This window comes from Pseudomonas sp. UF-293, assembly GCF_058245595.1.
In genome coordinates this window covers 1-15,422 of the sequence record NZ_JBSICA010000032.1, presented here as the reverse complement: position 1 = coordinate 15,422, position 15,422 = coordinate 1, and the positions used below count along the sequence as shown (strand labels likewise).

Genomic DNA, 15,422 nt, shown 5'->3' with positions numbered 1-15,422 from the left:
CGTATCGATTGATACGGGGCATTTCTGTTTAACCGTGCCTGACCCGCTTGTGGCGGGTCACATCACGTCAGGCAGTCACTTCGCTGCGCTTGCCCAGCAGGCGATCGCAGACCACCGCGACCACCAGGGTCATCACGCATGGCACCAGCCATGCCAGCCCTTGCTCGCTCAGCGGCAGATGGGTCAGCTGAGTTGGCATCCAGTCAGCCAGACCAGCGCCTTTCAGGGCGTCAATGGTGCCGAAAACGAAGGAAACCAGCATCACCGGGCCAAGAATGCGCCCGTGCTCATGCCAGAAATCCTTGCAGAAGCTCAGCGCGACCAGAACGATGCAAGGCGGGTAGATCGCAGTGAGTACCGGAATCGAGAAGGCAATGAGCTTGGTCAGACCAAGGTTGGAGACCAGCAGCGAGAACGCTGCGAGGATAATCACCAGAGTCTTGTAGGACAGTGGCAGCACACGGCTGAAGTATTCAGCGCAGGCACAGGTCAGGCCGACCGCCGTGACCAGACACGCCAGCGAGATCAGCACCGCAAGGAAACCGCTGCCCAGCGAACCAAAAGTGTGTTGCACGTAGGCATGCAATACCGCCGCGCCGTTGGTGGCGCCGACCGCGACTTCATGGCTGCCGGAACCGAGACGGAACAGGCTGACGTAGACCAGTGCCAGCCCCACGCCGGCAATCAGCCCGGCGATGATCGCGTAACGGGTGATCAGCGCCGGCGACTCGACGCCACGCGAGCGGATCGCGTTGACGATGACGATGCCGAACACCAGTGCGCCGAGGGTATCCATGGTCAGGTAACCATTAATAAAACCCTGTGAGAACGGTGCCGCCACATACTCCGGAGTGCCGTGACCGATGTCACCCGCCGGCAACGCGAACGCGGCGATACCCAGCACGGCCAGCGCGATGATTTTCAGCGGCGCGAGGAAGCGGCCCACGGTATCCAGCAAACGCCCAGGATAGAGCGAAATGAAGAACACCAGCAGGAAGTACACCGAGCTGTAAAGGAACAGCGCCAGCGGGCTTTCGCCGGTCAATGGCGCCAGACCCACTTCAAAGGATACGGTCGCGGTACGCGGAGTGGCGAACAGCGGCCCCACAGCCAGATAGCACGCCGCCGCGAGGATACCGCCAGCGATCTTGCCGATCGGGCTGCTCAACGCATCCATCGCGCCGCCGACCTTGGCCAGCGCCACCACGGTGACTACCGGCAAACCTACGGCGGTGATCAGAAAGCCCAGCGCGGCCATCCAGACGTGAGGTCCGGCCTGCAAGCCGACGATCGGCGGGAAAATGATGTTACCGGCCCCGACAAACAGGGCAAACGTCATAAAACCAAGTGCCAGGATGTCCTGACCTTTCAAAACTTTCATTAAGGTAATACCACACTACTGAAATCGGAATTTAGAGGGGGATTGCCCTGTTGGATTAGGGAAATGCTGTCGATCCGTATGGGACTGACCCTTAAAGCGCGTGGCTGCCTTGTGGGCGGCGGACGCAAAAATGGCTGCCAGCCTAACGAATTTGCCTGACAAACGCACTGTTGGAGGGCGAACTATCCGATACGCGACGTTTCCGTGTCGCGTTTACATAAGAAAAGCAGCTGCAAGCTACAAGTTTCAAGCCGCAAGCTTCTATCTTGCAGCTAGCCGCTTGGAGCTTGCCGCTGCTGTGAAACGACAAAGGCCACCCGAAGGTGGCCTTTGTTGCTGGAGCAAAAAAGTCAGCCGCAGCTTACTTCTTCACTTCCCAGCCAGTCAGCTCGGCCAGGGCCTTGCCGATGTCTGCCAGCGAACGCACGGTTTTCACGCCTGCGTCTTGCAGCGCAGCGAATTTCTCGTCTGCAGTGCCTTTGCCGCCAGAGATGATTGCGCCAGCATGGCCCATGCGCTTGCCCGGAGGAGCAGTCACACCAGCGATGTAGGAAACAACCGGCTTGGTCACGTTAGCCTTGATGTAGGCAGCCGCTTCTTCTTCAGCCGAACCGCCGATCTCGCCGATCATCACGATCGCCTCGGTCTTCGGGTCTTCCTGGAACAGCTTCAGGATGTCGATGAAGTTCGAACCCGGGATCGGGTCACCACCGATGCCGACGCAAGTCGACTGACCGAAACCGGCGTCAGTGGTCTGCTTCACAGCTTCGTAGGTCAGGGTGCCGGAACGCGAAACGATACCGACCTTGCCTGGCAAGTGAATGTGACCTGGCATAATGCCGATCTTGCATTCGCCTGGGGTGATCACGCCTGGGCAGTTAGGGCCGATCAGGACTACGCCCAGCTCGTCGCACTTAACTTTGGCGTCCAGCATGTCCAGGGTAGGAATGCCTTCGGTGATGCACACGATCAGCTTGATGCCGCCGAATGCCGCTTCCAGGATCGAGTCCTTGCAGAACGGAGCCGGAACGTAGATCACGCTGGCGGTAGCGCCAGTGGCTTCTACCGCGTCTTTTACGGTGTTGAACACTGGCAGACCCAGGTGCTCGGTGCCGCCTTTGCCAGGAGTAACGCCACCAACCATCTTGGTGCCGTATTCGATGGCTTGCTGGGTGTGGAAACTACCTTGCGAACCGGTAATACCCTGGCAGATAACTTTGGTGTCTTTATTGATCAGGACGCTCATTATTTGCCCTCCGCAGCTTTGACAACTTGTTGAGCAGCGTCGGTCAGGCTGGTAGCAGCGATGATGTTCAAACCGCTTTCTGCCAGTACTTTAGCGCCCAGCTCAGCGTTGTTGCCTTCAAGGCGAACAACAACCGGGATTTTCACGCCGACTTCTTTCACGGCGCCGATGATGCCTTCGGCAATCATGTCGCAGCGAACGATGCCGCCGAAGATGTTGACCAGTACTGCAGCGACGTTGGTGTCGGACAGAATGATCTTGAACGCTTCAGTTACGCGTTCCTTGGTTGCGCCACCACCTACGTCGAGGAAGTTGGCTGGTTTGCCGCCGTGCAGGTTGACGATGTCCATGGTACCCATGGCCAGACCGGCACCGTTGACCATGCAGCCGATGTTGCCTTCCAGGGCTACGTAGTTCAGTTCGAACTTGGCAGCGTGCGCTTCGCGCGGATCGTCCTGCGACGGATCGTGGAAAGCCTTCAGCTTAGGCTGACGGTACATGGCGTTGGCGTCGATGTTGATCTTGGCGTCGAGGCAGTGCAGATCGCCGTCAGCCTTGATCACCAGCGGGTTCACTTCCAGCAGAGCCAGGTCGTGGTCTTTGAACAGCTTGGCCAGACCTACGAAGATCTTGGCGAACTGAGTGACCTGCTTGCCTTCCAGACCCAGCTGGAATGCCAGCTCGCGACCCTGGGATGGCTGAGCGCCAACCAGTGGATCGATAGTGGCCTTGAGAATTTTTTCTGGAGTGTCGTGAGCGATTTTCTCGATGTCCACGCCACCTTCGGTGGAAGCCATGAACACGATGCGACGGCTCGAACGGTCAACGACAGCGCCCAGGTACAGCTCTTTAGCGATATCAGTGCACGATTCAACCAGGATCTTGGTGACTGGCTGGCCGTTGGCGTCAGTCTGGTAAGTCACCAGACGCTTGCCCAGCCACTGCTGTGCGAAGGCTTTGGCGTCTTCTTTGCTGCGAACCAGCTTTACGCCGCCCGCTTTACCGCGACCACCGGCGTGAACCTGGGCTTTGACGACCCACTCGTTGCCGCCGATCTTGTCGCAAGCTTCTGCTGCTGCTTCCGGGGTGTCTACTGCGTAACCAGTGGAAACTGGCAGGCCGTATTCAGCGAACAGCTGCTTACCCTGATACTCGTGAAGATTCATGCTTTTTACCGTCTTCGTTAGGTACTGCGCATTCGGCGCTGCGCTCGTTTGAGTGCCGCGCCACCTGTGACTGCTGCTTGCGTAGCTGAGCTACGCAAGACTGCGTCCGGCGGACATTCCGCGGTGAGTCTTGCTCGCAAGGCTCACGACGGGCCGTTACCGCCGTGGTTTCTTATTATGTCTTAACGCTTCTTGCGGTTGGCAATGTGAATGGCGCCGCCATTCACTGCCAGAGCGGCTTCGTGCAAGGCTTCGGACAGGGTCGGATGGGAGAAAACCATCATGCCCAGGTCTTCAGCGCTGGTGCCGAATTCCATACCGATCGCGCCCTGCTGAACCAGTTCCGCAGCGCTCGGGCCAATCACGTGCACGCCCAATACGCGGTCGGTCTTGGCATCGGCGATGACCTTGACGAAACCACCGGTATCGTTGGCAGCCATGGCACGGCCGGAAGCGGCGAACGGGAAGGTGCCGACATTGACTTCAACGCCTTCGGCCTTCAGCGCCTGCTCGGTTTTGCCAACCCACGCGATTTCCGGGTGAGTATAAATAACCGAAGGGATCAAATCATAGTTCATCTGAGCCTTGTGGCCCTTGATGCGCTCGACAACCATGATGCCTTCTTCCGAAGCCTTGTGGGCCAGCATCATGCCGCGAACCACGTCGCCAATGGCGAAGACGCCCGGTACGGCGGTGACGCAATGGTCATCGACCGCGATGAAACCGCGCTCGTCGATTTCCACGCCGCAGTCGGCAGACAGCAGATCAGTGGTCACCGGACGGCGACCAACGGCTACGATCAGCTTGTCGAAAGTGATGGTCTGTTCGCCGTTGGCATCGGTGTAGTTGACGACGACTTCTTCGCCGTTGACTTTCGAACCGGTAACGCGAGCGCCCAGCTTGATGTCCAGGCCCTGTTTGGTCAGGGTTTTCAGCGCTTCCTTGGAAACGGCGGTGTCGGCTGCCATCAGGAAAGTGTCCAGAGCTTCCAGAACAACCACTTCCGAACCCAGACGCGACCATACCGAACCCAGTTCCAGACCGATCACGCCAGCGCCGATCACGCCCAGACGTTTAGGAACGGACTGGAATTCCAGCGCGCCAGTCGAATCGACGATGACTTTCTGGTCGACCGGAGCTGGTGGAATGTCGATCGGACGCGAACCTGGCGCGAGGATGACGTTTTCCGCTTCGATCACTTCAACCGAGCCGTCCGGCTTGGTGACTTCGACTTTCTTGCCGGCCAGCAGCTTGCCGTGGCCCTGAATCGAAGTTACGCCGTTGGCCTTGAACAGGGTGGCAACGCCGCCGGTCAGGTTCTTGACGATGCCAGCCTTGCGGCCAACCATCGCAGCGACGTCCATTTTGACTTCGCCGGTCGAGATACCGTGAACGTTGAAGCTCTCTTTGGCTTCCTTGTATTTCCACGAGCTGTCGAGCAGCGCCTTGGAAGGAATGCAACCTACGTTCAGGCAGGTACCGCCCAGGGCTTGCTTGCCCTCTGCGTCGGTGTACTTCTCGATGCAGGCAGTGGTCAGGCCCAACTGGGCAGCCTTGATGGCAGCTACATAGCCACCAGGGCCGGCACCGATCACTACTACGTCAAATTTCTGCGACATTCAAAAAATCCTCTTTAGCAATAAAGCTACAAGCCGCAAGCTTCGAGCTGCAAGCCCACCCGCTCGCCTTGAGCTTGAGGCTTGTAGCTGAAAGCTTGCAGCTGCTTTTTAGATATCCAGCAACAGACGAGCCGGATCTTCCAGCAGGTTCTTGATGGTCACCAGGAAGGTCACAGCTTCTTTGCCATCGATCAGACGGTGATCGTAGGACAGTGCCAGGTACATCATCGGACGGATCACGACCTGACCGTTGATGGCCATCGGACGCTGGATGATGTTGTGCATGCCCAGAATCGCAGCCTGCGGCGGGTTGACGATCGGTGTCGACATCATCGAACCGAAGGTACCACCGTTGGTGATGGTGAAGGTACCACCGGTCATCTCGTCCATCGACAATTTGCCGTCACGGGCTTTCTTGCCGAAAGTCGCGATGCCGCCTTCGATTTCAGCCAGGCTCATCAGCTCGGCGTTACGCAGAACCGGTACCACCAGGCCACGGTCGCTGGAAACGGCAACGCCGATGTCCGCGTAACCGTGGTAAACGATGTCGCCGCCGTCGATCGACGCGTTGACAGCCGGGAAGCGTTTCAGCGCTTCGGTAGCGGCCTTGACGAAGAACGACATGAAGCCCAGACGTACGCCGTTGTGCGACTTCTCGAAGAGGTCCTTGTACTTCGAACGCAGGGCCATGACTTCAGTCATGTCGACTTCGTTGAAGGTGGTCAGCATCGCCATGTTCGACTGAGCTTCAACCAGACGCTTGGCCACGGTGGCGCGAACGCGGGTCATCGGTACGCGCTTCTCGATGCGGTCGCCAGCGGCGAACACCGGAGCGGCGGCCGAAGGAGCAGCAGCCTTGGCAGGCGCGGCAGCCGGAGCGGCTTTCTTCGCAGCAACAGCTGCAACCACGTCTTCCTTGGTCACACGACCACCCTTGCCGGTGCCGGCAACGGAAGCGATGTTGATGCCGTTTTCTTCAGCCAGTTTGCGCGCAGCCGGAGCTGCGATCGGATCATCTTCGCCGTCGGCTGCAGCCGGAGCGTCAGCGGCAGCAGCAGCCGGAGCAGCAGCGGCGGCTGGAGCAGCGGCAGCAGCGCCGCCCTCTTCGATCGAGCCCAGGACCTGGTTCGACAGAACGGTAGCGCCCTCTTCGGCAACGATTGCGCCCAGCACGCCGTCCGCTTCAGCCAACACTTCAAGCACGACTTTGTCGGTTTCGATGTCGACGATCAGGTCGTCACGCTTGACGGCCTCGCCTGGTTTCTTGTGCCAGGTGGCGACGGTGCCATCGGCAACCGATTCCGGGAATGACGGGGCTTTGATTTCGATAGCCATTATCTGTGGGTCCTTAAAATTCGGTTTCAGTCAGCGCGAAGGCGTTAAACAGTGAAAGCATCTTGCAGCAGTTTTTCCTGCTGCTCGGCGTGCATCGATGCGTAACCACAAGCTGGCGCAGCCGAAGCCTCACGGCCCGCGTACTCAAGTACGAGAGTCTTGTCGAGGTTGGCGATGCTGCGACGCAAGTGATGCTGGCTGCAGTACCAGGCACCCTGGTTCATCGGCTCTTCCTGACACCAAACGGCGTGTTTGACGTTGGTGTACGGAGCCAGGACTTCTTTCAAGTCGTCCTCAGGGAACGGATACAGCTGCTCGATACGCACGATGGCGATATCTTCGCGGCCTTCGGCACGGCGTTTTTCCAGCAGGTCGTAGTAGACCTTGCCGCTGCACAGAACCACGCGCTCGACCTTTGTCGGGTCCAGAGCGTCGATTTCCGGGATCACGGTCTGGAACGAGCCTTCGGCCAGATCTTCCAGTGTCGAGATGGCCAGCTTGTGGCGCAGCAGCGACTTCGGCGTCAGTACGACCAGCGGCTTGCGCAGCGGACGAATCACCTGACGACGCAGCAAGTGGTAGATCTGTGCCGGCGTGGTCGGCATGCACACCTGAATGTTGTGCTCGGCGCACAGCTGCAGGTAACGCTCAAGACGTGCCGAGCTGTGCTCAGGGCCCTGACCTTCGTAACCGTGCGGCAGCAGCATGGTCAGACCGCACAGACGGCCCCACTTGTGCTCGCCGCTGGTGATGAACTGGTCGATCACGACCTGTGCACCGTTGGCGAAGTCGCCGAACTGGGCTTCCCAGATCACCAGCGCGTTTGGCGTGGTGGTCGAGTAACCGTATTCGAATGCCAGTACCGCTTCTTCCGAGAGGAACGAGTCGTACAGGTCGAAGCGTGGCTGACCGTCGTACAGGTTCTGCAGCGGAATGTAGGTGCCCGCGTCTTTCTGGTTGTGCAGCACAGCGTGACGGTGCGAGAACGTACCGCGGCCGATGTCCTGACCGGTCATGCGGATCGGGTGACCTTCGAACGCCAGGGTCGCGTACGCCATGGTTTCAGCGTAACCCCAGTTGATCGGCAGGCCGCCGGCTTGCATCTTCTGACGGTCTTCGTAGATCTTCGCGACCTGACGCTGAACCACGAAGCCTTCCGGAATTTCCAGCAGCTTGGCGGACAGCTCTTGCAGGGTCTTGAGATCGAAACGCGTGTCGTGACGCGCAGTCCAGGCATGGCCCAGATACGGACGCCAGTCGACGAACAGCTCTTTGTTCGGCTCTTTGACAAGCGATTTCACCACGTGCAGACCGTTGTCCAGCGCGTTGCGGTATTCGTCGACCTTGGCCTGAACACGTTCAGCATCGAGCACACCGGCCTGGGTCAGACGTTCAGCGTACAGCTCACGGGTGGTGCGCTGCTTGGTGATCTGCTGATACATCAGAGGCTGGGTGCCGCTTGGCTCGTCGGCCTCGTTGTGGCCGCGACGACGGTAGCAGACCAGATCGATCACCACGTCACGCTTGAACTGCATGCGGTAGTCAATGGCCAGCTGGGTCACGAACAGCACGGCTTCCGGATCATCACCATTCACATGGAGGATCGGCGCCTGGATCATCTTGGCAACGTCGGTGGCGTACTCGGTGGAACGCGAGTCCAGCGGGTTGCTGATGGTGAAACCAACCTGGTTGTTGATCACGATGTGCACGGTACCGCCGGTCTTGAAACCGCGGGTCTGCGACATCTGGAAGGTTTCCATGACCACGCCCTGACCGGCAAATGCCGCGTCGCCGTGGATGGAGATCGGCAGAACTTTCTCGCCGGTCAGGTCGTTGCGACGGTCCTGACGGGCGCGCACCGAACCTTCGACCACCGGGGAAACGATTTCCAGGTGGGACGGGTTGAACGCCATGGCCAGGTGAACTTCACCGCCGGTGGTCATCACGTTGGACGAGAAGCCCTGGTGATATTTGACGTCACCGGAACCGAGCTCGACCTTCTTCTTGCCTTCGAATTCGTCGAACAGCTCGCGCGGGTTCTTGCCGAAGGTGTTGACCAGTACGTTCAGACGGCCACGGTGGGCCATGCCGATGACGACTTCCTTGGTGCCGTACGAGCCGGAACGCTGGATCAGTTCGTCGAGCATCGGAATCAGGCTTTCGCCGCCTTCCAGACCGAAACGCTTGGTGCCTGGGTATTTGGTGCCCAGGTATTTTTCCAGGCCTTCACCGGCAGTCACGCGCTCAAGCAGGTGGCTCTTGATGTCGGCGGAGTACGTCGGACGACCACGCACGCTTTCCAGACGCTGCTGGAACCACTGGCGCTGCTCGGAATCGGTGATGTGCGTGAATTCAGCGCCGATGGTGCGGCAATATGTCTGCTGCAACGCTTCGTGAATTTCGCGTAGGCTCGCTTCCTCTTTGCCGATGAACAGGTCGCCGGCACGGAAGGTCGTATCAAGATCGGCATTGGTCAAGCCGTAATGATTGATCGACAGGTCTGCAGGTGCAGGACGCTGCCACAGCCCCAGCGGGTCAAGCTGGGCTGCCTGGTGGCCACGCATACGGTAGGCCTGGATCAATCGCAGCACTTCAACTTGCTTCTTCTCGTGCTCACTGCTCACGCTGCCGGCGGAAACCGGTTGAGCGCGGCGCTGGTTCTTTGCCAGCAGCACGAAATGATCGCGAATCGTCGAGTGCGAAACATCAGTGGCAGAGTTGCCGTCGGCTGGCAACTTCTGAAAGTAGGTGCGCCACTCTTCTGGCACAGCGTTAGGGTCGTGCAGGTAGAGCTCATAAAGCTCTTCCACATAGGCAGCGTTTCCACCTGAAAGGTAGGCGCTGTTCCACATGCGCTGCATCACGCTTTCTTGCATGCTTGGTCACCCTCGGTTAGGGGAACACCATCGGTGTCGACACCGAGCAAACTTGCAGAAGTCCGAATGCAGCGACTAAAACAAGCCACCTAGGATCACACTGATAGTCCGGGTACCAGCCCGGATGCCCCTGCTTGTCTCATTTCTTCAAAAGAAGAGCTGCAGCTTATGGCTACTGCTCTGGTTATAGCCATGACGCGGGTTGAAGCCCGCGCCACAGCCTCTACGGTGCAACGGTTACAGCAGCTGAATCACACGCCGCTCGAAAGCAGCATGTTACGGATGTGACCGATGGCCTTAGTCGGGTTCAGGCCTTTCGGACATACGTTGACGCAGTTCATGATGCCCCGGCAGCGGAAAACGCTGAACGGGTCGTCAAGTGAAGCCAGACGTTCGCTGGTCTTGGTGTCACGGCTGTCTGCCAGGAAGCGGTAGGCTTGCAGCAGTGCAGCAGGACCCAGGAACTTGTCCGGGTTCCACCAGAAGGACGGGCAAGAGGTCGAGCAGCAGGCGCAAAGGATGCACTCGTACAGACCGTCGAGCTTTTCGCGCTCTTCTGGCGACTGCAGACGCTCGATGGCCGGAGCCGGCGTGTCGTTCTGCAGGTAAGGCTTCACCTTCTCGTATTGCTTGTAGAAGATGCTCATATCGACGACCAGGTCACGGATAACCGGCAAACCTGGCAGCGGACGAACGATCAGCTTGTTGCCTTTTACAACGGCAGACAGCGGCGTGATGCAGGCCAGACCGTTCTTGCCGTTGATGTTCATGCCGTCGGAGCCGCAGACGCCTTCACGGCAGGAGCGACGATAGGAGAAACCCTCGTCCTGCTCTTTGATGAGGGCCAGCACGTCCAGCACCATCAGGTCTTTACCACCGGTATCGACCTGGAAATCCTGCATGAACGGCGCAGCGTCCTGATCAGGGTTGTAGCGATAAACACTGACTTGCAACATGGCGGTCACCCTTAATAAGTCCGGACTTTTGGTTCGAAAGTCGGAACAGTCTTCGGCGAGAAGTTCACGGCACGCTTGGTGACGCGCTTGTCACCCGGGAAGTACAGGGTGTGGCACAGCCAGTTTTCGTCATCACGGTCTTCGAAGTCTTCACGGGCGTGAGCGCCGCGGGACTCTTTACGTACTTCGGCCGCGATGGCGGTAGCTTCAGCCACTTCCAGCAGGTTCTGCAGTTCCAGCGCTTCGATACGTGCAGTGTTGAACGCCTGCGACTTATCGTTGATCTTCACGTTGGCGATACGCTTGCGCAGATCGGCCAGCTGAGCGATGCCCTTCTGCATGTATTCGCCGGTACGGAATACACCGAAGTAGTTCTGCATGCAGCTTTGCAGCTCGCGACGCAGGGTGGCAACGTCTTCACCGTCGGTACGGTTGTTCAGCGCGTTCAGACGCGACAGTGCAGCTTCGATGTCGGACTCGGTAGCGTCGTCGTATTCGATGCCATCGGTCAACGCCTTTTCCAGGTGCAGGCCGGCAGCGCGACCGAATACCACCAGGTCGAGCAGCGAGTTGCCGCCCAGACGGTTGGCACCGTGGACCGATACGCAAGCCACTTCGCCTACCGCGAACAGGCCAGGGATGATCTGGTCCTGACCTTCAGCGTTCTGGGTGATCGCCTGGCCATGAATGTTGGTGGCAACGCCGCCCATCATGTAGTGGCAGGTCGGAACAACCGGAACCGGAGCAACCACCGGGTCAACGTGAGCGAAAGTCTTCGACAGTTCGCAGATGCCTGGCAGACGGCTGTGCAGCACTTCCTCGCCCAGGTGGTCGAGTTTGAGCATCACGTGGTCGCCATTCGGACCGCAACCGTTGCCAGCGATGATTTCCTTGACCATCGAACGGGCAACCACGTCACGACCAGCCAGGTCTTTCGCGTTCGGAGCATAACGCTCCATGAAACGCTCACCGTGCTTGTTGATCAGGTAACCACCTTCACCACGGCAACCTTCGGTAACCAGTACGCCGGCGCCGGCGATGCCGGTCGGGTGGAACTGCCACATTTCGATGTCTTGTACCGGCACGCCAGCACGCAGAGCCATGCCGACGCCGTCACCGGTGTTGATCAGGGCGTTGGTGGTGGACGCGTAGATACGGCCTGCACCGCCGGTGGCCAGAACGGTGGCCTTGGCACGGATGTAGGAGGTTTCACCGGTTTCGATGCAGATCGCGATCACACCCACGAATTCGCCTTCCTGGTTTTTCACCAGATCAACAGCGTAGTACTCGTTGAGGAACGTGGTGCCGGCTTTCAGGTTGCCCTGATAAAGCGTGTGCAGCAGCGCGTGACCGGTACGGTCGGATGCAGCGCAGGTACGTGCAGCCTGACCGCCCTTGCCGTAGTCCTTGGACTGGCCACCGAACGGACGCTGGTAGATGCGACCTTGCTCGGTACGCGAGAACGGCAGACCCATGTGGTCCAGCTCGAACACGGCAGCCGGGCCTTCCTGACACATGTATTCGATAGCGTCCTGGTCACCGATATAGTCGGAACCCTTGACGGTATCGTACATGTGCCAGCGCCAGTCATCGTTCGGGTCGGCGGAAGCGATGGCGCAAGTGATGCCGCCCTGTGCGGATACAGTGTGCGAACGGGTCGGGAAAACCTTGGTGATCACCGCAGTCTTGTGGCCGCCCTGTGCCAGCTGCAGTGCAGCGCGCATGCCGGCACCGCCACCACCAATAATGATGGCGTCGAAAGAAATCGTTGGAATGTTAGCCATGAATCAGATACCCCAGAGAATCTGCACACCCCAGACGAAGTAAGCGAACATCGCAACGCCGCATACTGCCTGGAAAAGGAAACGTATCGCCGTTGCGGACTTGCCGAACGCCATTGGCGTCAGGTAGTCGGTCGCGATGGTCCACATGCCGACCCAGGCGTGAGCGCCCAGAGCAACAAGGGCCAGCAGGCTGAAGATACGCATTCCGTTGTGAGCGAACAGTTCATGCCACTGGGCATACTCGAGGCCAGGGTTGGCGACGATGTATCCGATCAGAAAGATGAAATAAGCCGCGAGAACGACCGCAGACACACGCTGTGCCATCCAGTCATAGAGGCCCGAACGCGACAGGTTAGTGACGTTAGTTACCATATCCAGACTCCTGCCAGAACGATTACCACCACGGAAACGGCGATAACGATTTTCGAGCCCAGTTTGCCGCCTTCCAGCGTCTCACCGATGCCCATGTCCATGATCAAGTGGCGCACACCGGCTACCAGGTGATACAGCAGAGCGGACAGGATGCCCCAAATCACTAGCTTGGCTAGCGGACTGGTCAGACACGCTTTCACCTGACCGAAGCCTTCCTCAGAGCTCAGCGACTTGTCCAATGCGTAAAGCATGATGGCAAGGCACACGAAGAGGATGACACCGGAGATACGGTGAAGAATGGACGTGTAAGCAGTGACTGGGAGTTTGATGGTCCTTAGGTCTAGGTTTACAGGTCGTTGGCTTTTCACGGCTTTTTTTTCACACTGAAGAGCCCCTAACAATCAGGGCAAAGTTGTTGGGGAGTGCACTGGTCAGGTAACCACCACCCAGGGATGCGACCCCCAATGAAAGCAAGCCCAAAAGCCCTTGGCGGTCGGTGGCCGAGTATAGACAGTTAGGCTACTAATGACAACGCGTTCACCTACCCCCAATAGCGGATTGCACAAGTTGCATAAAAGGCGTAAATGGCAGGCAATTTCGAGGAAAAAGTCGGCTTAAAGCCTTCTGGAGCAAGACTTTAGGCAAATTGACATTCGAATTTATCTCACTATAGTGGTGCGGGCCCTGCGTGGGGGGTCTGTCTGATGGTTCAAGCATAAATAGGAGGCCACATGGCTGACAAAAAAGCGCAGTTGATCATCGAGGGCGCAGCCCCCGTCGAGCTGCCCATTTTAACCGGCACCGTTGGTCCCGATGTAATCGATGTTCGGGGCCTGACGGCCACGGGCCGCTTCACTTTCGACCCGGGTTTCATGTCGACCGCTTCGTGCGAATCGAAAATCACCTATATCGACGGCGACAACGGCATTCTGTTGCACCGCGGCTACCCGATCGAACAGCTGGCTGAAAAGTCGGACTACCTGGAAACCTGCTACCTGCTGCTCAACGGCGAACTGCCGACCGCAGAACAGAAGGCCCAGTTCGTCAGCACCGTGAAAAACCACACCATGGTTCACGAGCAGCTGAAAACCTTCTTCAACGGCTTCCGTCGCGACGCCCACCCGATGGCCGTCATGTGCGGTGTAGTCGGCGCCCTCTCGGCCTTCTACCACGACTCCCTGGACATCAATAACCCGCAGCATCGCGAAATCTCCGCGATCCGCCTGGTTGCGAAGATGCCGACCCTGGCAGCGATGGTCTACAAGTACTCCATGGGCCAACCCATGATGTACCCGCGCAACGACCTGACGTACGCGGAAAACTTCCTGCACATGATGTTCAACACCCCGTGCGAGATCAAACCGATCAGCCCGGTACTCGCCAAGGCCATGGACCGGATCTTCATCCTCCACGCCGACCACGAGCAGAACGCTTCGACCTCCACCGTGCGTCTGGCCGGTTCTTCGGGTGCCAACCCGTTCGCCTGTATCGCCGCCGGTATCGCCGCACTGTGGGGCCCTGCCCACGGCGGTGCGAACGAAGCCGTGCTGACCATGCTCGACGAGATTGGCGATGTGTCGAACATCGACAAGTTCATCGCCAAGGCCAAGGACAAGAACGATCCGTTCAAGTTGATGGGCTTCGGTCACCGCGTCTACAAGAACCGCGACCCTCGCGCGACTGTGATGAAGCAGACCTGCGACGAAGTGTTGAAGGAACTGGGGATCAACAACGATCCGCAACTCGAACTGGCCATGCGCCTGGAAGAGATCGCCCTGACCGACCCGTACTTCATCGAGCGCTCGCTGTACCCGAACGTCGACTTCTACTCGGGGATCATCCTCAAGGCGATCGGCATTCCAACCAGCATGTTCACGGTGATTTTCGCCCTGGCGCGTACTGTGGGCTGGATTTCGCACTGGAAGGAAATGCTCTCGAGCCCTTACAAGATTGGCCGTCCGCGCCAGCTGTACACCGGTTACGAGTCGCGTGACATCACCAAGCTGGAAGATCGCAAATAAGGTTTTTTCTTTTCTGTGATGGTTTAGTGGTGTGTCAGGAACGGCCTCTTATATAGAGGCCGTTTTTGTTTGTGGTCTCAGCGGCCTTCGGGCCGACTGGTCCTTGGATTTGGGGGGCTTATCCGTTACTTCGGGTGCTGCCGCTGGCGGTTTCGCTCTTACAGCGACTCACTTTTTCAAACGCCGGAATGCCGGCCCAGCGAAAAGTAAGCAAAAGGCTTTGCCCCGGCGTACGGCCCGCTCGCTGGGGCTCGGGGTACCTTCGTTACGGGACCGATCCGGGCGCGTAACGAAGCCTGCCGAAGGGGCAAAAGATCAGGAGCCGGATCAAAAGCCAAAACAAAAGCAAAAGCCAGATCAAAAGATCGCAGCCTTCGGCAGCTCCTACAGTTGGATCGCGGAACTCGATAGGAATTGGTTGCCTCGCAGATCGCCTTCGCGAGCAGGCTCGCTCCCACAGAAAAGCAAAAGCAAAAGCAAAGTCAAAAGATCGCAGCCTTCGGCAGCTCCTACACAATGAGCGTTAGCTCGAGTGCTCTTGATCTTGATCCACCGGCGACGTCGGAAGGCTGAGTGGAGGGATTGATCTGGGCGTGGGAGCGCAGCGACCGTCTGGCGCAGCCAGACACAGCGGAAGGAGGTGCAGCGAAGCAAACCGTAGCCGCT

11 protein-coding genes are annotated in these 15,422 nt (G+C 58.5%); 1 reads left to right on the top strand and 10 read right to left on the bottom strand.

Translation table 11 applies throughout. From position 1 onward, the window contains the following. Window positions 1–67: 67 nt before the first annotated feature. The 10 genes from brnQ to sdhC form a co-directional block, all read right to left on the bottom strand. Window positions 68–1,381, bottom strand: a complete 1,314-nt coding sequence (gene brnQ / locus AC4IHP_RS23775; RefSeq protein ID WP_016773681.1) for a branched-chain amino acid transport system II carrier protein — start codon at window positions 1,379–1,381, stop codon at window positions 68–70. Between the two features lie 361 nt (window positions 1,382–1,742). Further along, window positions 1,743–2,627 carry a succinate--CoA ligase subunit alpha gene (gene sucD / locus AC4IHP_RS23770; protein ID WP_133340648.1) on the bottom strand — a complete coding sequence of 295 codons (885 nt, stop codon included), beginning with the start codon at window positions 2,625–2,627 and terminating at the stop codon, window positions 1,743–1,745. Next, on the bottom strand, window positions 2,627–3,793 hold the full coding sequence (sucC, locus tag AC4IHP_RS23765) for an ADP-forming succinate--CoA ligase subunit beta (protein WP_186551046.1): 1,167 nt from the start codon (window positions 3,791–3,793) through the stop codon (window positions 2,627–2,629). The genes sucD and sucC overlap by 1 nt, the downstream gene beginning before the upstream one ends. A gap of 182 nt (window positions 3,794–3,975) precedes the next feature. After that, window positions 3,976–5,412 carry a dihydrolipoyl dehydrogenase gene (gene lpdA, locus AC4IHP_RS23760; RefSeq protein WP_042607587.1) on the bottom strand — a complete coding sequence of 479 codons (1,437 nt, stop codon included), beginning with the start codon at window positions 5,410–5,412 and terminating at the stop codon, window positions 3,976–3,978. A gap of 108 nt (window positions 5,413–5,520) precedes the next feature. Next, window positions 5,521–6,747, bottom strand: a complete 1,227-nt coding sequence (gene odhB, locus AC4IHP_RS23755; RefSeq protein WP_490832899.1) for a 2-oxoglutarate dehydrogenase complex dihydrolipoyllysine-residue succinyltransferase — start codon at window positions 6,745–6,747, stop codon at window positions 5,521–5,523. Between the two features lie 44 nt (window positions 6,748–6,791). Then, entirely contained in the window at window positions 6,792–9,623 is a 2,832-nt protein-coding gene (locus AC4IHP_RS23750; protein ID WP_039763653.1) for a 2-oxoglutarate dehydrogenase E1 component, read from the bottom strand. Window positions 9,624–9,874: 251 nt separating this feature from the next. Next, a complete protein-coding gene (locus AC4IHP_RS23745; protein WP_016773675.1) occupies window positions 9,875–10,579 on the bottom strand; it encodes a succinate dehydrogenase iron-sulfur subunit in 705 nt (234 codons plus the stop codon). Window positions 10,580–10,590: 11 nt separating this feature from the next. After that, window positions 10,591–12,363, bottom strand: coding sequence for a succinate dehydrogenase flavoprotein subunit (gene sdhA, locus AC4IHP_RS23740; RefSeq protein WP_024012149.1), 1,773 nt, complete (start codon window positions 12,361–12,363; stop codon window positions 10,591–10,593). A gap of 3 nt (window positions 12,364–12,366) precedes the next feature. Beyond that, entirely contained in the window at window positions 12,367–12,735 is a 369-nt protein-coding gene (gene sdhD, locus AC4IHP_RS23735; protein WP_008049683.1) for a succinate dehydrogenase, hydrophobic membrane anchor protein, read from the bottom strand. Next, on the bottom strand, window positions 12,729–13,103 hold the full coding sequence (gene sdhC / locus AC4IHP_RS23730) for a succinate dehydrogenase, cytochrome b556 subunit (RefSeq protein WP_016773673.1): 375 nt from the start codon (window positions 13,101–13,103) through the stop codon (window positions 12,729–12,731). The genes sdhD and sdhC overlap by 7 nt, the downstream gene beginning before the upstream one ends. A 363-nt stretch (window positions 13,104–13,466) precedes the next feature. Between sdhC and gltA the strand changes: the two genes are divergently transcribed. Then, window positions 13,467–14,756, top strand: coding sequence for a citrate synthase (gltA, locus tag AC4IHP_RS23725; RefSeq protein ID WP_003222994.1), 1,290 nt, complete (start codon window positions 13,467–13,469; stop codon window positions 14,754–14,756). Window positions 14,757–15,422: the final 666 nt, after the last annotated feature.